Annotated in this window: 16 protein-coding genes and 1 rRNA gene; 3 read left to right on the top strand and 14 right to left on the bottom strand. The window is 74.8% G+C overall.

Translation table 11 applies throughout. The features are described 5' to 3' along the window. Positions 1–108: 108 nt before the first annotated feature. Positions 109–1,773, top strand: coding sequence for a PucR family transcriptional regulator (locus ABZX67_RS10520; RefSeq protein ID WP_355357279.1), 1,665 nt, complete (start codon positions 109–111; stop codon positions 1,771–1,773). Positions 1,774–2,367: 594 nt separating this feature from the next. Here the strand turns inward: ABZX67_RS10520 and ABZX67_RS10515 are convergent. From ABZX67_RS10515 to ABZX67_RS10485, 7 genes are all read right to left on the bottom strand, one after another. Next, the gene (locus tag ABZX67_RS10515) at positions 2,368–3,465 is read right to left on the bottom strand and encodes a glycosyltransferase family 4 protein (RefSeq protein WP_355356988.1); all 1,098 of its coding nucleotides are present in this window, start codon (positions 3,463–3,465) and stop codon (positions 2,368–2,370) included. 90 nt (positions 3,466–3,555) lie between these two features. Beyond that, entirely contained in the window at positions 3,556–4,311 is a 756-nt protein-coding gene (locus ABZX67_RS10510) for a hypothetical protein (protein ID WP_355356986.1), read from the bottom strand. A 200-nt stretch (positions 4,312–4,511) separates the two neighbouring features. Beyond that, a complete protein-coding gene (recN, locus tag ABZX67_RS10505) occupies positions 4,512–6,230 on the bottom strand; it encodes a DNA repair protein RecN (RefSeq protein ID WP_355357277.1) in 1,719 nt (572 codons plus the stop codon). A 130-nt stretch (positions 6,231–6,360) separates the two neighbouring features. Then, complete coding sequence (locus ABZX67_RS10500) at positions 6,361–7,251, bottom strand: NAD(P)-dependent oxidoreductase (protein WP_355356984.1); 891 nt, start codon at positions 7,249–7,251, stop codon at positions 6,361–6,363. Between the two features lie 150 nt (positions 7,252–7,401). Then, positions 7,402–8,328 (bottom strand): NAD kinase, encoded by a 927-nt coding sequence (locus ABZX67_RS10495; protein WP_355356982.1) that lies wholly within the window; start codon positions 8,326–8,328, stop codon positions 7,402–7,404. Beyond that, positions 8,325–9,140 (bottom strand): TlyA family RNA methyltransferase, encoded by an 816-nt coding sequence (locus tag ABZX67_RS10490; protein ID WP_355356980.1) that lies wholly within the window; start codon positions 9,138–9,140, stop codon positions 8,325–8,327. Before ABZX67_RS10490 ends, ABZX67_RS10495 begins: the two co-directional genes overlap by 4 nt. Before the next feature lie 7 nt (positions 9,141–9,147). Beyond that, on the bottom strand, positions 9,148–9,423 hold the full coding sequence (locus ABZX67_RS10485) for a hypothetical protein (protein WP_355357275.1): 276 nt from the start codon (positions 9,421–9,423) through the stop codon (positions 9,148–9,150). A 54-nt stretch (positions 9,424–9,477) separates the two neighbouring features. Between ABZX67_RS10485 and ABZX67_RS10480 the strand changes: the two genes are divergently transcribed. Beyond that, positions 9,478–9,825, top strand: a complete 348-nt coding sequence (locus ABZX67_RS10480; RefSeq protein ID WP_355356978.1) for an SCP2 sterol-binding domain-containing protein — start codon at positions 9,478–9,480, stop codon at positions 9,823–9,825. Here the strand turns inward: ABZX67_RS10480 and ABZX67_RS10475 are convergent. The 4 genes from ABZX67_RS10475 to ABZX67_RS10460 all read right to left on the bottom strand — a co-directional run bounded on the left by ABZX67_RS10475 (position 9,814) and on the right by ABZX67_RS10460 (position 14,076). After that, a complete protein-coding gene (locus ABZX67_RS10475; protein ID WP_355357273.1) occupies positions 9,814–10,635 on the bottom strand; it encodes an ABC transporter ATP-binding protein in 822 nt (273 codons plus the stop codon). The two genes, ABZX67_RS10480 and ABZX67_RS10475, sit on opposite strands and share 12 nt — an antisense overlap. A gap of 98 nt (positions 10,636–10,733) precedes the next feature. Then, a complete protein-coding gene (locus ABZX67_RS10470; RefSeq protein ID WP_355357271.1) occupies positions 10,734–11,747 on the bottom strand; it encodes an iron chelate uptake ABC transporter family permease subunit in 1,014 nt (337 codons plus the stop codon). 20 nt (positions 11,748–11,767) lie between these two features. Continuing rightward, the gene (locus tag ABZX67_RS10465; protein WP_355357269.1) at positions 11,768–12,781 is read right to left on the bottom strand and encodes an iron chelate uptake ABC transporter family permease subunit; all 1,014 of its coding nucleotides are present in this window, start codon (positions 12,779–12,781) and stop codon (positions 11,768–11,770) included. A 230-nt stretch (positions 12,782–13,011) separates the two neighbouring features. Continuing rightward, positions 13,012–14,076, bottom strand: coding sequence for an HAD-IIA family hydrolase (locus tag ABZX67_RS10460; RefSeq protein ID WP_355356976.1), 1,065 nt, complete (start codon positions 14,074–14,076; stop codon positions 13,012–13,014). 71 nt (positions 14,077–14,147) lie between these two features. Here ABZX67_RS10460 and ABZX67_RS10455 point away from each other — a divergent pair, with 71 nt between their 5' ends. After that, positions 14,148–15,437 carry a DUF1015 domain-containing protein gene (locus ABZX67_RS10455; protein WP_355356974.1) on the top strand — a complete coding sequence of 430 codons (1,290 nt, stop codon included), beginning with the start codon at positions 14,148–14,150 and terminating at the stop codon, positions 15,435–15,437. A gap of 48 nt (positions 15,438–15,485) precedes the next feature. On the opposite strand, the gene ABZX67_RS10450 is transcribed toward ABZX67_RS10455, so the two are convergent. The 3 genes from ABZX67_RS10450 to rrf form a co-directional block, all read right to left on the bottom strand. After that, the gene (locus ABZX67_RS10450; protein WP_355357267.1) at positions 15,486–16,232 is read right to left on the bottom strand and encodes a tetratricopeptide repeat protein; all 747 of its coding nucleotides are present in this window, start codon (positions 16,230–16,232) and stop codon (positions 15,486–15,488) included. After that, on the bottom strand, positions 16,169–17,230 hold the full coding sequence (locus ABZX67_RS10445) for a hypothetical protein (protein WP_355357265.1): 1,062 nt from the start codon (positions 17,228–17,230) through the stop codon (positions 16,169–16,171). Before ABZX67_RS10445 ends, ABZX67_RS10450 begins: the two co-directional genes overlap by 64 nt. Positions 17,231–17,453: 223 nt before the next feature. Further along, positions 17,454–17,545, bottom strand: a 5S ribosomal RNA gene (gene rrf / locus ABZX67_RS10440); the annotation flags it as partial.

The following is a 17,545-nucleotide window of genomic DNA, read 5'->3' as shown; positions in this document are numbered from 1 at the left end:
ACAAATGCCGTGTGGGGGCGACGACTTGTCGAGCGGTGCGGCACGTCGTCACCGGCGCGTGATGTCGGCGCGGGGGCGGGCCCGGTAGCGTCCGGCTGCATGAGCTCGATGGAAGGCCAGGTCGGCCGGGGTGGCCAGGGTGAGCATGGCGGGATCACCGTGCGGCGGGCGCTTGAGCTGCCCGGTCTGCGCGGGGGCCTGCCCGAGGTGGTGGCGGGCGCGGACCGGCTGCACCGGACGGTGCGCTGGGTGCACGCCGGCGAGGTGCCGAACATCGCGTCGCTGCTGAAGGGCGGCGAGCTGCTCCTCACGACGGGCCTGGGCCTGGGTACGCGCCCGGCGGAGCAGCGGGCGTTCGTACGGCGGCTGGCGGAGCGGGGGATCGCGGCGCTGGTGGTGGAGTTGGGGCCGCGGTTCTCGCGGCTGCCGGCGACGATCGTGGAAACGGCGCGGGCGGCGGGCCTGCCGCTGGTGCAGTTGCACCGGGAGGTGCCCTTCGTCTCGGTCACGGAGGAGGTCCACACCGAGATCGTCAACGGCCATTACGCGATGCTGCGGCAGGCCGAGGAGGTGCACCGGCGGTGCACGGAGGCGCTGCTGGGCGGGGGCGGGGTGCCGCAGGTGCTGTCGATCCTGGCGGACTTCGCCGCGAATCCGGTGTTCCTGGAGACGGCGGACGGGCAGTTGCTGTACGCCGCCGGCACCGAGACCGGTCCGTCGTGCGCCGATCCCCTCCAGGTGTGGGACGGGCTGCGCGGCCAGCGGGCGGCCCGGGAGGCGGAGCCGCCGGCGGGCGCGGTGCTGGTGGACGTGCCGGGCGGCGGCCCGGGCGCGGCGGCGGTCCGGGCCCGGCTGGTGCTCCTGTCCGTGTCGGGCGTGCTGTCGCCGGTGCACCGCATGGCGGCCGAACGGGCGGCGGGCATCCTGGCGGTCGTTCTGATGCAGGCCCGGCAGGAGGAGGAGCTGGCGGCGCGGGGCCGGGGCGACTTCCTGACGGACCTCGCGGAGGGCCGCATCCCCGCCGAGGAGGCGCCGGCGCAGGCACGGGTGCTCGGTTTCAAGCCGGGTGACGGGCCCCTGCTGCCGGTCGTGATGCGCCTGGCCTCGGCATCGCCGCCCGCCGGGAACTGGTCCCTGCTGACCCGGGCCGTACTGGAGGAGCTGGGCGCGGTGGGCGTGCCCGTGCTGCTGGGCGTCCGCCCGGTCGAGGGCCGGGTGCCGCTGCTGCTGGGCCTGCGCACGGAGTCCGAGCGCACGGCGGTCGCCGACCGCGTGGCGGCGGCCCTGCGGGCGGGCGTCTCCCGCGCGGGCCTCGAGCACACGGGGGCCGGGGCGCCGGTCGTCGTGGTGGGCGTCGCGGGCAACTGGGCCGCGGCCTCGGCGGGCCTGCGCCACGCCGCCGAAGCCGCGACGGCGGCGCAGGGCCTGCCGGACCGCCCCTGGTACGACGCGCGGCGCCTCGACATCGACCTGCTCCTGTGGCGCCTGAGCCACCACGGCGAGGGCGCCGCCCTGGCCGCCTTCGTGGACCGCGCGATCGGCCCCCTGCGCGACCACGACCGCACCTCCCGCCCGCCCCTGCTCCCCACCCTGGAGACCTACCTGGCCCACGCGGGCCGCAAGGCGGAAACCGCCCGCGAACTCCACCTCAACCGCCAGACCCTCTACAACCGCCTGGCCCGCATAGGCGACCTCCTGGGCACGGACCTCGACGACCCCCAAACGGTCCTGGCCCTGTCCCTGGCCCTGCGGGCACGTCGGCACACGGGCTGAGGCCGGGGTAGGACGCCGCGGCCCGGCGGGGCGCCTCCGCTGCCCTGGGCGGGGGGGCGCGGCGCGGGTGCCGCGGGGGCAGGGCGTGGGGGCCAGCCCCCACAGGTACCCCTGGGGGCGCGGGGCGCGGGTGCCGCGGGGGGTGAGACCCGTGGGCGCGCGGCACGAAGCTGCCGCGGGGACGGGGCGTTGGGACGCAGCACCCACCCGCACTCCCCGGGCCCGGGGGGTGGCGCGAGCCGCCGCACGGCGAGGCGCGGGTGCCCCCACGTACCCCCGGGGGCTGGGGGCGCGGCGCTAAGCCGCCGCGGGGGCGGGTTTGGGCCCCGGGCCTGCTGGGCGCGGCGCGAAGCTGCCGCGGGGGTGGGGAGTGGGGGCGCAGCTCCCACAGGTACCTCCGGGACCTGGCGGCGCGGCGCAGGCCGCCGCAACGGCGGGCGTGGGGCGCAGCACTCACACGCACCACCGGGCATGGAGCGCGGCGCGAAGCTGCCGCGGGGGTGGGGAGTGGGGGCGCAGCACCCACAGGTACCCCCGGGGGCCCGGGGGCGGAGCCCCCGGTTCGGGAAGGGGCGGGGTGGGGAGAAAGCCCCCTCACCGACCCCCGCACAGCTCGTCGTACACACTCAGCACCTGCACCACCGTCTCGTCCTCCGTCGGCCACGTCCCCGCCTGCGCCCTCCCCGCCGCCGCCAGCTCCGCCCGCCGCCCCGGGTCGGCGAGGAGCCCCGCCACCGCCTCGGCCAGCGCCCCCGCGTCCCCGTACGGCACCAGGACCGCCGCGTCGCCGACCAGTTCGGGCACTCCGCCCACCGCCGTCGCGACCAGCGGCACGCCGAGGCGCAGGGCCTCCTGGGCCAGCGGGGCGCGGGCCTCCCAGCGGCTGGGGAGCAGCGCCACGTCCGCCGCGGCGAGCAGGGACGTGACGTCGTCGCGGCGCCCGAGCAGCCGTACCGGCAGGCCCTCGGCGTCGATGCGCCGCTGCAGGGCGCCCCGCTGCCGCCCCTCGCCGGCGACGGCCACCAGCGGTACGGGGTCGTGGCGCAGCCACAGTCGGGACGCGTCCAGCAGCGTGCCGTAGCCCCGGTGGGCTTCGAGCGCGCCGACCGCCATCAGCAGCGGCCGGTCCATCGCGCCGAGGTCCGCGCGGGCCTTGCCGTCCGCGGCCTCGGAGCCGCGCCGGGGCGCGGGGATCGAGACGGGGCCGAGGCGTGCGTCGCGGGCGCCGCGCCGCCGCGCGCGGTCCACCAGTTCGGAGGAGGTGCCGAGTACAACGGCCGCCGCCCGCACGGCCTTGCGCTCCATCAGCCGGAGCAGCCGCGCCCGGGCGGGGCCGTCCGCGGGCGTCCGCGTGTGCCAGGTGACGACGAGCGGCACGCGCCGGCGCTGCTGGGCCTGCGAACCGAGCGCCAGCGCCGCCCGCACCCCGGCGTGCACGCCGTGCGCGTGCACCACGTCCGCGCCGGCGCACGCGGCGCGGAGCACCGCGATGGCGAGGGGGTCGCTGCGCCGCGGCACGGGCACGAAGTGGGCGCCGGTGCCGAGGTAGTCGTAGTCCTGGTCGAGTTCGGCGGGGGCGCACACGGTCACCCGCACGCCCCTCGCCACCAGCCCGGCGGCCAGTGATCTGACATGAGCGCTGCTGCCCGCGCTGCCGCCGCCGAGCACTTGGACCGTACGCAGCTGTGTCACGCGCCCAAGAATGCCAGTCCGTACGCGCGTTCCGGCACCAGCGAGGCCCCGTTCCCGTGTCCGGTGGCGTAACCTCGCACCCCGTATCACTCACATGGGTGAACTTGCGATACGTCGGCTGACCTGGTCCCCGTACACCGCCGCCGCGACGACCCCTGCCGCGTGGACCACCAGCCCGAACCGGCCGTTGGCGGCGGCGACGGCGGTACCGAGCGCCGCGCCCAGCGCGTGGGCGCCCGCGTCGCCGAGCATGGTGTGCTCCCCGAGGTCGTCGGCGACGACGGCCGCGGCGGCCCCCATGGGCGCGAGGGCGAGGGGTTCGGGCCCTCGCAGCAGCCCCGGGGTACTGAGCATGAGCACGGCGAGGGCGGCCCGCCCGGGGCGTACGTCGATGAGGTTGACCAGGTGAGCGGTGCCGGCGATCACCACGCCCGCGAGGACCTTGTCGACGGGCCGCTCCTTGAGCAGCGCGCCCGCCGCGAGGGCGGCGGCCCCGATCCCGAAGAGCTTGACGGCCCCGCTGGTGACCTCCCCGTCGCGCAGCGCGCCGAGATGGGCGCGGAAGCCCCGCCGGTGGTCACCGTTCCGGTCGTCGTACGCGCCACAGGCCCCGGCCACGAGTCCGGACAGCGCGGCGGCGGCGCGCGTGGTGGCGGGCAGCGCGCCGAGGGCGGCCCCGACGGCCACGGCGGGCCCGGCGTACAGGTCGACGGTCCGCCCGGCGTAGTTGGTCCGCTCCCAGCGCCGGTCGCCGCCCCGGCGCCGCCGCAGCCCCGCGTACACGGCACGGGTGGCCCCGGCGGCGAGACCGAACGCGGCGGCGCTCCTGCTCCAGTTCTCGATCATGACGGCCAGCCTAGGCCGCGGTCGGAGTCGATTGTCAGTGGCGTCTGTCACTCTGTGTGACGTACCGACCGATCGGTTGAGAGGGGCACTCCCATGGCACGCAGCAGCACTACGAAGCACCCGTCGGCGCCGGCGGACGGGCCCGGCGGGCCCGCCGCACCCACACGGCAGAGCAGCCGGCGGGCTCCCGCAGCCTCCGCTCAGCCGTCCGCCCGCGCCGCCGCGAGCAGCTCCTCCGCGTGCGCCCGCGCCGTCTCGGAGTCCTCCTGGCCGGCCAGCATGCGCGACAGCTCCCGCACCCGGTCCTCGCCCTCCAGCACGGTGACACCTGAGCGGGTCACGGAGCCGTCGTTGGTCTTCTCGACCAGCAGCTGGCGGTCGGCGAAGGCCGCCACCTGCGGCAGATGCGTGACGACCACGACCTGCGCCGACTTGGCGAGCTTGGCCAGCCGGCGCCCGATCTCCACCGCCGCCTTACCGCCGACCCCCGCGTCGACCTCGTCGAAGAGGTACGTCGGCACCGGGTCCGTACCGGCGAAGACCACCTCGACCGCGAGCATCACGCGCGAGAGCTCACCGCCCGAGGCGCCCTTGGCGATCGGCCGGGGCGGCGCCCCCGGGTGGGGGGCGAGCAGCAGCTCGACCTCGTCGGCGCCGTGCGGCCCGTACGCCACCGTCCGGCCGCCCACCTCGACGCCCTCCGGGTCCTCGGTCTGCCGGATGGCGAACGACACCCGCGCGTGCGGCATGGCGAGCGACGCCAGCTCCGCCGTGACCGCGTCGGCGAACCGCGCCGCCGCCTCGGTGCGCGCGTCCGTGAGCGCCTGCGCCAGACCGGAGAGCTCGTCGCGCAGGGCGTCCCGCTCGGCCGTCAGCTCGCCGATCCGGTCGTCGTCGCCGTCCAGTTCGGTGAGCCGGGCGGCGCCCTCCTCCGCCCACGCCAGGACGGCGTCGATGTTCTCGCCGTACTTACGGGTGAGCGAGGTGAGCGCGGCCCGCCGCTCCTCGACGGCGGCGAGCCGCCGCGGGTCGGCGTCCAGGTTGTCGGCGTATCCGGCGAGCTCGCCCGCCACGTCCGCGAGGAGGATCGAGATTTCGCCGATCCGGTCGGCGAGCGCCGCGAGCGCGGGGTCGTGCGACCGTACGGCCTCCAGGGCCCGGCCCGCCCCCGCGACGAGGGTCGTCGCGTCGACCGCCTCCGGGTCCTCCGGATTGCCGGCGAGCGCGCCATGGGCGAGCGCGGCGGCGGAGGCGAGGGCTTCGGCGTGGCCGAGCCGCTCGGCCTCGGCGGCCAGCTCGGCGTCCTCGCCCGCGCGGGGCTCGACCGCCTCGATCTCGGCGAGCCCGAAGCGCAGCAGGTCGGCCTCCTGCGCCCGCTCCCGTGCCCGCGTGGTCAGCTCCTCCAGCTCGGCGGAGACGGCCCGCAGCCGCCGGTACGCCTCGCTGTACTTGGCGAGCGGCCCGGCGACCGCCTCGCCCGCGTACCGGTCGAGCGCGCCCCGCTGCCGGGCCGGCTTGAGCAGGCCCTGCTGGTCGGTCTGGCCGTGTACGGCGACGAGGTCGTCGGCGAGCTCGGCGAGTACGCCGACGGGCACGGACCGCCCGCCCAGGTGCGCCCGGGAGCGGCCCTCCGCCGAGATGGTGCGGCTGACGATGAGCGCGCCGTCGTCGAGCTCGGCGCCCGCCTCCTCGGCCCGGACGGCCGCGGCGTCACCGGGCGCCACGCTGATCCGGCCCTCGACGACGGCCGACGGCGAGCCGATCCGCACGAGCGCCGCGTCGGCGCGCCCGCCGAGCAGCAGCCCGAGGCTCGTCACCACCTTGGTCTTGCCCGCACCGGTCTCGCCGGTCACCGCGGTGAAACCGGGTGACAGCTCCACCACCGCGTCGTCGATGACTCCGAGCGACCGTATCCGCATCTCCTCCAGCACGGAGAAGACCTTACGAGGTCCGGAGCCCGGAGTGCGACGGCCCCCGCCCCGCGTCGCCGATCCCGCAGGTCGCGCCCGCGTCGTCCGGGCCCCGGTCAACCCACGTGTTCCCCGGATGTCACTCCACGGAGTGGCGGGGGGCGGCGCTGTCGGCGTGGACGGGGTTGATGGCGCTCCAGTCGCGCTGTCCGCGGCCTTCGGCGAGCGCGCCGTCGAACTGCGCCAGCACGCCGTCGAGGAGCGGGTGCCGGTCCTCTCCGGCCTCCGCGGCCATGCGGGCGGCGTAGGTGAGGTCCTTGTGGGCCCACTCCACCTGGAAGTTGGCGGGCTCCGGCGGGTTCAGGTAGCTGTCCCAGGCGAGCTGGGTGACCACACCGCCGGGGCGCTCCACCAGCGCGGGGCCGACCTGGAGCGGGTCGAGGCCCACCGCCTCCGCCAGGCGCAGGGCCTCTCCCAGACCGGCGAGGTGCACAGCCTGGAGGGCGTTGAGGACGAGCTTGAAGCGGGTGCCCGCCCCGGCCGGCCCGAAGTGCTTGACCTCCTTGGCTATGGCGTCGAACACACGGTGCAGCTCCGGCAGCCGGGAGGCGTCGCCTCCGGCGAGCAGCACCAGGTTCCCGGTCCTGGCACCGGCGGCCCCGCCGGTCAGCGGCGCGTCGAAGAAGACCGCGCCCTGCCGCTCGCACGCGGCGGCCAGCTCCTCCACCCAGCCGACGGAGAGCGTCGCCGAGGCGATGAGCACCGCGTCCTCCCGTGCTCCCGCCAGGATGCCGTCCGGCCCCTGCCACACCTGCCGGGAGGAGGCGTCGTCGGCGGTCACCTCGAAGACGACGTCGGCCCGGGCGGCGGCCTCGGCCGGGGTGGCGGCGATCACCGCGCCGGCCGCGGCGAGCTCCTCCACGCGCCGGGGGCTGCGGTTCCACACCACCACCTCGTGCCCGTGCCGGAGCAGGTTCTCCACCATGCCCCCGCCCATGATGCCCACGCCCACCACGGCGACCTTCGCCATCGGATCCTCACTTCTCTCGTACGGCCGCGCCCGCCCCGAAAGTCTGCGCCATCGCACGATCGAGGACGACCGGCGCCCGGCCCGAGGGGCAGCGCGGCACCGCCCCGAGGAACCGCCACCGGGCCCGGACAGCGCGGAGACCCGCCCGTTCTAGTGCGGTGCCCCGCGCCACCCCGACACCGGCAGGGCGAACTTCGCCACCAGCCGGTCGGTGAACGACGCGTGGTGCAGCCGCGCCAGCCGTACGGGCACGGCGCCCCGGCGGACCTCCACCCGCGCGCCCGCGGGCAGTTCGACGGTCCGGCGCCCGTCGCACCACAGCACGCCGTGCGGCGTGTGCGGCTCGACCTCCACCGCCAGCACCGAGTCGGGCGTGGTCACCAGCGGCTTGGCGAAGAGCGCGTGCGCCCCGATCGGCACCATCAGCAGCGCCTCCACCTCGGGCCAGATGACCGGCCCGCCCGCCGAGAAGGCGTACGCCGTCGAGCCGGTCGGCGTCGCGCAGATCACGCCGTCGCAGCCGAAGCCGGTCACCGGCCGCCCGTCGATCGCGAGGACGACCTCCAGCATGCGCTCGGCCGACACCTTCTGGACGGCGGCTTCGTTGAGCGCCCAGTCGCTGTGCAGCACATCGCCGTTCTCGTACACGGCGACGTCGAGGGTCATGCGCTCCTCGACCTCGTAGGCCCGCGTCACCACCCGGTCCACGACCTTGTCCAGGTCGTCGCGTTCGGCCTCGGCGAGGAAGCCCACCCGCCCCAGGTTGACGCCGAGCATCGGCACCCCGGAGGCGCGCGCGAACTCGGCGCCGCGCAGCAGCGTCCCGTCACCGCCGAGCACGATCAGCAGTTCGCAGCCGTCGAGCACGTCGGGCGTCGCCTCGGGGACCGTCTCCACGGTCGGAGGCAGCGGCAGGTCCGCCGCCTCCGCCGCCAGGACGCGTACGCCGATGCCGCTGCGCAGCAGCCCGAGGACGACCAGCTCCGCGCTGCGCACCGCGGCCGGCCGGCCGGTGTGCGCGAGCAGGAAGACGGTCCGTCCGGTGGTCGCCCGTGGTGCCGCTGTCGTCGTTGTCAACGAGGTCCCTCCGCCACAGCCCGCTCCACATCCGCCGGATCCAGCGCGGGCGCCCCCGCCCGCAGCCACAGAAAGTACTCGACGTTGCCCGACGGCCCCGGCAGCGGGCTCGCGGTCACGCCCAGCACGCCGAGCCCCAGCCCGGCGGCGTGGAGGGCCACGCCCCGTACCGCCTCCGCGCGCAGCTCCGGGCTGCGGACCACTCCCCCGCTGCCCAGCCGCTCCTTGCCCACCTCGAACTGCGGCTTCACCATCAACACCAGGTCGGCGTCGGGCGCGCACACCCGCACCAGGGCGGGCAGCACGAGCCCCAGCGGGATGAAGGAGAGGTCTCCCACCACCAGGTCCACCGGCTCTCCGTCGATCGCGTCCAGCGTCAGTTCACGTACGTTCGTACGGTCCTTGACGGTGACGCGTTCATCGCTCTGCAGCGACCAGGCGAGCTGCCCGTATCCGACGTCGACGGCGACGACGTGAGCGGCCCCGGCGCGCAGCAGCACATCGGTGAAGCCGCCGGTGGACGCGCCCGCGTCCAGCGCCCGCCGCCCCTCGACCTTCAGCCCGCGCGGCACGAAGACCGCCAGCGCCCCGGCCAGCTTGTGCCCGCCGCGCGAGACGTAGTCGGGGTCGGTGTCGTCCTGGGCCACCACGATCGCGGCCGCGGTCTCCACCTGGGTGGCCGCCTTGGTGGCGGTGGCGCCGCCGACGGTCACCCGCCCCGCCGCGATCAGCTGGCTCGCGTGCTCGCGCGAGCGGGCGAGCTTGCGGCGTACCAGCTCGGCGTCGAGACGGCGGCGTGCGACTCCTGCCACGTTCGGTTCAGCTCCTGTGTTCGTACGGCGAAGGCATCGGCGGGCGCGCGTCGAGCGCGGTCAGCGCGTCCCGCAGCCCCCGGTGTACATCCTCGTACACCTCCAGGTGCCCGTCCGCAGGGAGGTGGTCGGCGTCGCCCAGCCGCTCCAGACCGGCGTCGACCCCCGGGTGGCCGGTGGGCACGCGCTCCACGCCGAGGGGCGCGGGCGCCGCCGGCTCGTACGCCTCCGTGCCGTACGCCTCCGGGGGCGCGGGCTCCGCCGGCGATCCGTCCCCAGGCATCACGTCGCTCATGCCCAGACGCTACCGCGAAGCGCTGGGGTACGGTCGGTGGCGATGGCCACGATCGAGGAGTGCCGCAGCGCACTCGACAGACTTTCCGACAACCTCACGCGCGCGAACGGCGAGGTGCGCGACGCCACCGCGCTCGACCGCACGCTCAGCTGCCACATCACGGACCTCGACGTCACCTTCACCGGCCGCCTCGCGGGCGGCCGGATCGAGGTGCGCGACCAGGTCGAAGGACCACCCCCGGAGCGGGCCGAGATCCGGCTGGCGATGACCGGCGACGACCTGGTGGCGCTGGTGGACGGCGAGCTGAACTTCGCCAAGGCGTGGGCCTCCGGCCGGGTCAGGCTGGAGGCCGGCTTCCGCGACCTGCTGCGCCTGCGCTCACTTCTGTAGCGCGGGCGCCAGGCGCGCCTTGCGGGCGGCCGGCACCACCAGCGGCGTCCCCGTCTCCGGGTCCTCGATGACCTGGCAGCGCAGCCCGAAGACCCGCTCGACCAGCTCGGCGGTGACGATCTCGGCCGGCGGGCCCTCGGCGATGATCTCCCCGCCCCGTACGGCGATGAGGTGCGTGGCGTACCGCGCCGCGTGGTTCAGGTCGTGCAGGACGGCGACGAGGGTCCGGCCCTGCGTCTCGTGCAGCTCGGCGCACAGGTCCAGTACGTCGATCTGGTGCTGGATGTCGAGGAACGTCGTCGGCTCGTCGAGCAGCAGCAGCGGCGTCTGCTGGGCGAGCGCCATGGCGATCCACACGCGCTGGCGCTGGCCGCCGGACAGCTCGTCGACGTACCGTTCGCCGAGCTCGCCGACGCCGGTCGCGTCCATCGACTCCTGGACGATCCGCTCGTCCTCCGGGGACCACTGCCGCAGCAGCCCCTGGTGCGGGTAGCGGCCGCGGGCGACGAGGTCGGCGACGGTGATGCCGTCGGGCGCGATGGAAGACTGCGGCAGGAGGCCCAGCGTGCGCGCGACCTTCTTGGCGGGCATGGAGTGGATGGCCTGGCCGTCGAGGAGCACGCGGCCCTCGGCGGGCTTCAGCATCCGGGACAGGGCGCGCAGCAGGGTCGACTTGCCGCAGGCGTTGGGGCCGACGATCACCGTGAAGGAGTTGTCCGGGATCTCGACCGACAGGTCGCGGGCGATGATCCGCTGCTCGTAGGCGAGCGTGACCGATTCGGCGCTGAGCCGCTGGTGCTGGCGCTGCATGGACGTACTCCTGGCGATCTCGGCGCTCTCGGCGAACTCGGTGTTCTCGTGGTTCGTGGGGTCGCTGGGGTTGTTGGGGTTGTTGGCGTTCTTGGGGCTCATATCCGGCCTGCCTTGCGCTCCATGACCAGCAGCCACAGCAGGTACACGCCGCCGACGACGCCGGTCACCACGCCCACCGGAAGCTGCCGCTCCCCGAAGGCGTTGGTGGCGGTCCAGTCCGCGACCAGCAGCAGCGCGGCACCGGTGAGCATGGAGCTGGCCAGGTTCGGCCCGGGCGAGCGGGTGAGCCGACGGGCGACCTGCGGGGCGCTGAGCGCGACGAAGGTGATGGGCCCGGCGGCGGCGGTGGCGACGGAGACGAGCAGGACGGCGGAGGCCGTGAGCGCCACGCGCGTGCGCTCCACCTTCACGCCCAGGGCGTACGCCGCGTCGTCGCCCATCTCCAGCATCCGCAGCGGCCGCCCGTAGGCGAGGACCACGGGCACCAGGGCGCAGGACACCACGAGCAGCGGCCAGAACTGGGTCCAGTCGCGCCCCTCCAGCGAGCCGGTCATCCAGACGGTGGCGCGGGTGGCGTCCACCAGGTTCGCCTTGGTGATCAGGTAGTGGATGACGGCGGTGAGCATGGCGGCCACGCCGATGCCGACGAGGACGAGCCGGAAGCCGTGGACGCCCCGCTTCCAGGCGAGCAGGTACACGGCCGCGCCGGTCAGCAGGCCGCCGACGACGGCTCCGGCCGAGACGGCGGTGGCGTCGCCGTCGAAGAGCACGATCACGGTGAGCGCGCCGACGGTCGCGCCCTGCCCGAAGCCGATCATGTCGGGGCTGCCGAGCGGGTTGCGGGTGAGGGACTGGAAGACCGCGCCGCCCAGGCCGAGCCCGGCCCCGACGAGGATCGCCACGAGGACGCGCGGCAGCCGAAGCTCCTGGACGACGAACTCCTGCACCGCCGTGCCGTCGCCGAGCAGCGTGGCGACGACGTCGGCGGGCGCGATGGGGAAGTCACCGCTGCCGATGAGGACGACCCCGGCCGCGAGCGTCACCAGGAGCAGGCCGAGGGCGACGCCCAGGCCACGCGGCTCGACCCGTACGGAGAGCCCACCGGGCATGCGTATCGCGCGTGTCGCTTTCACAGCTGGGCCATCCTCTTGCGGCGTACGAGGTGGATGAAGACGGGCCCGCCGACGATCGCGGTGACGATGCCCACCTGGAGCTCGGCGGGCCGGGCCACGACCCGCCCGATGACGTCGGCGCCGAGCAGCAGCACCGGCGAGAGGACCGCCGCGTACGGCAGGATCCACCGCATGTCCGGGCCGGTGAGCGCCCGTACGAGATACGGCACCGCGAGTCCGACGAAGACGATGGGCCCGCAGGCGGCGGTCGCGGCGCCGCACAGCAGCGTCACCGCGACCATCGCGAGCACGCGCGTGCGGTTGAGGTTCGCGCCCAGTGCGCGGGCGGTGTCGTCGCCCATCTCCATGGCGTTGAGGGGCCGCGCGATCAGCAGCGCGAGGACGACCCCGACCGCGATGAACGGCGCGATCCTGCCGATGGTCGCCATGTCGGCGGTGGCCAGCGACCCCACGGTCCAGAACCGCAGCCGGTCCAGGGCCGCCGAATCCAGCAGCTGTACGGCGTTGACGTAGCCGTACAGCGCGAACGTGGTGGCCGTTCCGGCGAGCGCGAGGCGCACAGGTGTGGCGCTGCGGCTGCCGCCGAGGACGTACACGACGACGGAGACGAGCGCCGCCCCGGCGAACGCGAACCACACGTACCCGGCCAGGGAGGTGACCCCGAAGAAGCTGATGGCGGTGACGACGGCGGCGGCGGCGCCCGCGTTGACGCCCATGAGCCCCGGCTCGGCGAGCGGGTTGCGGGTGAGCGCCTGCATGACGGCGCCGGACAGCCCGAGCGCGACACCGACGAGCAGCCCCAGCAGGGTGCGCGGCATGCGCAGCTCGGCGATGACGACGTCGTTGCCGGTACCGGAGTTGTGGAACACGCCGTGCCACACATCCCCGACGGGGACCGGTTTGGCCCCGATCACGATGCTCGCGACACACACCAGCAGCAGGACACCGACGGCCCCCAGCAGCCCCAGCGCACGCACCGAATGGCGCCTGCGCGGCGGGGCGGCGGGTATCGGCTCCGCGCTCACTTCGGAAGGACTCTCGACCAACACCCGGTTAGGTTAGCCTATCCTCCTTTGGTCACCAGCCGCCTGACCTGGGAAACCCCACCATCCGCCGCGCCAAGGCACGCTCCGGAGCCACGGACGGGCCGGCGGACCGCGCCCCGAAGAGCCGGCACCGACGGCAGCTCACCCGACCGGCCACGCCACCTTCCGTGCCGAGCCGCGCTCCTGACGCCCTGTCACCACCCCAGCCGGACCAGCGCCTTCCCCGCGTCCAGCGCGCACGCCTCCGCCCCCGCCTGCGTCCACGCCGCCGCGCACAGCGCGCGCAGCCCGTCCAGGGCCTCGCCCTCACCGTCCAGCACCAGCGCACCGCCGCCACCGCTCACCGACGCGGTCCAGCCCCCGCACTCGAACCCGTCCGCCGCCGTCCCCGTCACCTCCGGCTGCCCGGTCAGCAGCCCCCGCAGATCCGCGTCCACGTACGTCGGCCGGTGCTCCGGCACCGCCGCGAGCAGCCGCGCCGGATCGGTCACCCCGGTCAGGACGAGCAGAGAGTCCACGCCCCCGTTGAACGCCCCCTCGATGTCCGTGTCCAGCCGGTCCCCGACCACCAGCGGCCGCTCCGCTCCCGTCCGCAGGATCGTCTCGCGGTGCATCGGCGTCAGCGGCTTGCCCGCCACCTGCGGCTCCGCCCCCGTCGCGATGCGGACGACCTCCACCGCCGCGCCGTTCCCGGGAGCGATGCCCCGCGGACCGGGGATCGTCAGGTCGGTGTTGGACGCGAACCACGGCACCCCGCGCGCAACGGCGTACGACGCCTCCGCGAACCGCCCCCACGGCAGCTCCGGCCCCCCGTACCCCTGCACCACCGCCGCCGGCTCGTCGTCCGCCGACTCCACCGGCACCAGTCCGCGCTCGCGCAGCGCGACCCGCAGCCCCTCGCCGCCGATCACCAGCACCCGCGACCCCTGCGGCACCTGCTCGGCGACCAGCCGCGCCACGGCCTGCGCGGAAGTGACCACGTCCGTGGCCTCCGCCGGCACACCCAGCTCCGTCAGGTGCGCCGCCACCGCCGCCGGTGTCCGCAGCGCGTTGTTGGTGACGTACGCCAGGTGCATGCCGCCGGCCCGCGCCGCCTCCAGCGCGTCGACGGCGTACGCAATCGCCTCGCCGCCCGCGTACACCACCCCGTCCAGGTCCAGCAGCGCGGTGTCGTAGGCCTCGCTCAGCGCGGTCCCGCTCCCGCTCGGCCGCGTCCGAGTCGTGCGGGTCCTGCCGTCGCCACCCTGCTGCTGCGCCATGTCCGGTCATCCTCCCTGCGAATCCACTCCCTCGATCATCGCTCATGACGTGTCCCACATACGATGCTGGGATGAACAGCACAGGTCCCGCGGCCAACGACGGTCTGCACCTGCTCCCCTTCCGTGGGCTGCGCTACGACGCCCAACGGGTGGGCAGCCTCGCCGCGGTGACCTCCCCCCCGTACGACGTCGTCGTACGGCCCGACGGCCTGAACCACCTGGAGTCGGCCGACCCCCACAACATCGTCCGGCTGATCCTTCCGCAGGCCGCCACCAACGGCGCCCGCCACCGCCAGGCCGCCGAGACCCTGGACGCGTGGCTCGCCGACGGCGTCCTCACCCCGGAGGCCGAGCCCGCCCTGTACGTGTACGAGCAGCGCAAGGGCGACCTGCTCCAGCGCGGCCTCATCGGCGCCCTGGAGCTCTCCGCCCCCGCCGAGGGCGTCGTCCTGCCGCACGAGGACGTCATGCCGCACGTCATCGAGGACCGCGCGGCCCTGATGCGTACGACCGCGGCCAACCTGGAGCCTCTGCTCCTCACCTACCGCGGCAACGGCAGCGCCACCGGCGCGACCGCCGTCATCGAGCGCACCACCCTGCGCGCCCCCGTCCTCGCCACCACCACGGAGGACGGCTTCAGCCACCGCCTGTGGGCCATCACCGACCCGGCCGACATGGACCGGATCGCCGCCGACCTCGCCCACCACCAGGCCCTGATCGCGGACGGTCACCACCGCTGGGCGACCTACCTGCGCCTGCGCGAGGAGCACCCGTCCCCCGGCCCCTGGAACTACGGCCTGGTCCTCCTCGTCGACACCGCCCGCTACCCCCTCCAGGTCCGCGCCATCCACCGCCTGCTGAACCGCCTGCCCATCGCCGACGCGCTCGCCGCCCTCGACGACCGCTTCCGCATACGCACCCTGGACGAGGGCACTCCGCTCCCGGCGGCCATGGAGACCCTCGCCTCCGCCGCCGCCGAAGGCAACGCGTTCCTCCTCACCGGTGCCGACGGCCGCTTCCACCTCATCGACCGCCCGGACCCCGCCCTGCTGGCCCGTACGATCCCGGCGGACCGCCCCGAAGCCTGGCGCACGCTCGACGCGACGGTCCTGCACGCCACCCTGATCGACCACCTCTGGCGGATCCCGGACACCTCCGGGCACATCGCGTACATCCACGACACCGAAGCCGCCGTCGGCCTGGCCTCCCGCCGAGGCGGCACGGCGGTCCTGATGCATCCGGTACGGGAAGAGGTCGTGCGCGACCTCGCCCGCCAGGGCGTCACCATGCCCCGCAAGTCGACGTCGTTCGGCCCGAAACCCGCGACGGGTTTGGTGCTCCGCAGCCTCGCCCTGGGCTGAAACGCGAAAAGGGCGGCACCCCCGGGATGGGGTGCCGCCCTTTCGTCATCAGCGCTGGTCGCCGTCCTCGGCGTCCAGCTCCTCTGCGTCGTCGTCCGCGTCCGTGTCCTCGTCCTCCATGGCGGCGTCGACGAACTCGACACCGTCCATCTCGGCGAGCCGGTCGGATGCGTCGGTCGAGCCGTCCTTGTCGGCCTCCAGCGCCTTGGCGAACCACTCCCGCGCCTCGTCCTCGCGCCCCGCCTCCAGCAGCGCGTCGGCGTACGCGTACCGAAGGCGCGCGGTCCACGGCTGGATGGAGTTCGACGCCAGTTCCGGGCTCTGCAGGGTCACGATGGCGGCGTCGAGCTGCCCCATGTCCCTGCGCGCCCCCGCGGCCACGAGCCGCATCTCGACCTGGCCGGCCTTGTCCAGCTTCTGCACCTCGGGCTCACCGGCCATCGCCATCGCCCGCTCGGGCCGGCCCAGCCCGCGCTCGCAGTCCGCCATGACGGGCCACAGCTCCACACTGCCGGTCATCCGCCGGGCCGCGCGGAACTCCGCCAGAGCCTCGGCGTACTTCTGCGTGGCGTACGCCGCGAAGCCGGCCGCCTCCCGCACCGCGGCCACGCGCGAGGCCAGCCGCAGCGCGATGCGCGAGTACGCGTACGCCTGCTCCGGGTCCTCGTCGATGAGCTTGGCGACCATCACGAGGTTCCTGGCGACATCCTCGGCGAGCGTCTTCGGCAGGCTCATGAGCTCCTGCCGCACGTCCTTGTCGATCTCGTCACCGGTGACGTCCGCCGGGATCGGCAGCCGCTTGATGGGCTCCCGCTCACGGTCCTCCCGCCGGAACCCACCACGGTCGTCCCGCCCCCGGTAGCCGCCACCGCGCCGGTCGTCACGCCGGTCATCGCGCCGGTCATCGCGGCGGGGCCCACGCGCCCGGTCGTCCCGACGGAAGCCGGGCCGGTCATCGCGCCGGTCATCGCGCCGGTCGTCCCGACGCTGCATTCGGTCGTCGCGGGGGAAGGTGCCGCGGTCACCGCGGTCACCGCGGTCGTCCCGACGGAACCCACCGCGGTCACCGCGGTCGCGGTCATCGCGCCGCGGAGCCCGGTCGTCCCGCGGAAACGTGGGCCGGTCGTCCCGACGGTCATCGCGACGGAAGCCACCGCCACGGTTGTCATCCCGACGGTCGTCGCGCCGGTCATCACGCCGGTCATCGCGCTGGAAGGCGGGCCGGTCGTCCCGACGGTCATCGCGACGGAAGCCACCACCGCGGTTGTCATCCCGGCGGAACCCACCACGGTCACGGTCGTCACGGCGGTCGTCGCGCCGGAAACCGCCGCCACGGTTGTCATCCCGCCTGTCAGCGGGCCGGTCATCGCGACGGAAGCCACCACCGCGGTTGTCATCCCGCCTGTCAGCGGGCCGGTCATCGCGCCGGAAGGCGGGCCGGTCGTCCCGACGGTCATCGCGACGGAAGCCACCACCGCGGTTGTCATCCCGCCTGTCGTCGCGACGGAAACCAGGCCGATCATCCCGGCGGTCGTCACGCCGGAAGGCGGGCCGGTCATCCCGACGGTCATCACGACGGAAACCGCCGCCACGGTTGTCATCCCGCCTGTCAGCGGGCCGGTCGTCGCGCCGGTCATCGCGCCGGAAGGCCGGCCGGTCGTCCCGACGATCATCACGGCGGTCGTCCCGCCGGTCGTCACGGCGGAAGCCGCCGCCGGCGGGGCGCCCGCCTCGGTCGTCGCGGCGGAAGCCACCGCCACGGTTGTCGTCCCGACGCGGCCCGCCGCGGTCATCACGCCGGAAGCCGCCCCGCTCGCCACCGTCCCTGCGACGCGGCTCGCGCTCCGGACGATCGTCGGAGGAGTTGGTGGACATGGGCATGACTCCTGTCATTCGGGTACCGCAGTCATTCTCGCGCAGTCGGCCGTCCGATGCGCTTCGGGAAAATCCCGCACAATTGAAAAAAGGACCCTTGGTCCCAGCATGCACGCTGGGACCAAGGGTCCTTGAAAGATTGTTCGGCGGCGTCCTACTCTCCCACAGGGTCCCCCCTGCAGTACCATCGGCGCTGAAAGGCTTAGCTTCCGGGTTCGGAATGTAACCGGGCG

The sequence above is a fragment of the Streptomyces sp. NPDC003036 genome (assembly GCF_040611175.1).
Classification (GTDB): Bacteria; Actinomycetota; Actinomycetes; order Streptomycetales; family Streptomycetaceae; genus Streptomyces.
Note: the sequence above shows the minus strand (reverse complement) of the source record. Positions and strands in the feature narration are given on the sequence as shown.

What these genes read in the sequence shown, in the direction of transcription:
- ABZX67_RS10520 (WP_355357279.1), top strand. Translation starts at nt 109, where the DNA reads ATGGAAGGCCAGGTCGGCCGGGGTGGCCAGGGTGAGCATGGCGGGATC.
- ABZX67_RS10510 (WP_355356986.1), bottom strand. Translation starts at nt 4,311, where the DNA reads ATGATCGAGAACTGGAGCAGGAGCGCCGCCGCGTTCGGTCTCGCCGCC.
- recN (WP_355357277.1), bottom strand. Translation starts at nt 6,230, where the DNA reads ATGCGGATACGGTCGCTCGGAGTCATCGACGACGCGGTGGTGGAGCTG.
- ABZX67_RS10500 (WP_355356984.1), bottom strand. Translation starts at nt 7,251, where the DNA reads ATGGCGAAGGTCGCCGTGGTGGGCGTGGGCATCATGGGCGGGGGCATG.
- ABZX67_RS10485 (WP_355357275.1), bottom strand. Translation starts at nt 9,423, where the DNA reads ATGCCTGGGGACGGATCGCCGGCGGAGCCCGCGCCCCCGGAGGCGTAC.
- ABZX67_RS10480 (WP_355356978.1), top strand. Translation starts at nt 9,478, where the DNA reads ATGGCCACGATCGAGGAGTGCCGCAGCGCACTCGACAGACTTTCCGAC.
- ABZX67_RS10475 (WP_355357273.1), bottom strand. Translation starts at nt 10,635, where the DNA reads ATGCAGCGCCAGCACCAGCGGCTCAGCGCCGAATCGGTCACGCTCGCC.
- ABZX67_RS10470 (WP_355357271.1), bottom strand. Translation starts at nt 11,747, where the DNA reads ATGCCCGGTGGGCTCTCCGTACGGGTCGAGCCGCGTGGCCTGGGCGTC.
- ABZX67_RS10460 (WP_355356976.1), bottom strand. Translation starts at nt 14,076, where the DNA reads ATGGCGCAGCAGCAGGGTGGCGACGGCAGGACCCGCACGACTCGGACG.
- ABZX67_RS10455 (WP_355356974.1), top strand. Translation starts at nt 14,148, where the DNA reads ATGAACAGCACAGGTCCCGCGGCCAACGACGGTCTGCACCTGCTCCCC.
- ABZX67_RS10445 (WP_355357265.1), bottom strand. Translation starts at nt 17,230, where the DNA reads ATGACCGCGGCGGGCCGCGTCGGGACGACAACCGTGGCGGTGGCTTCC.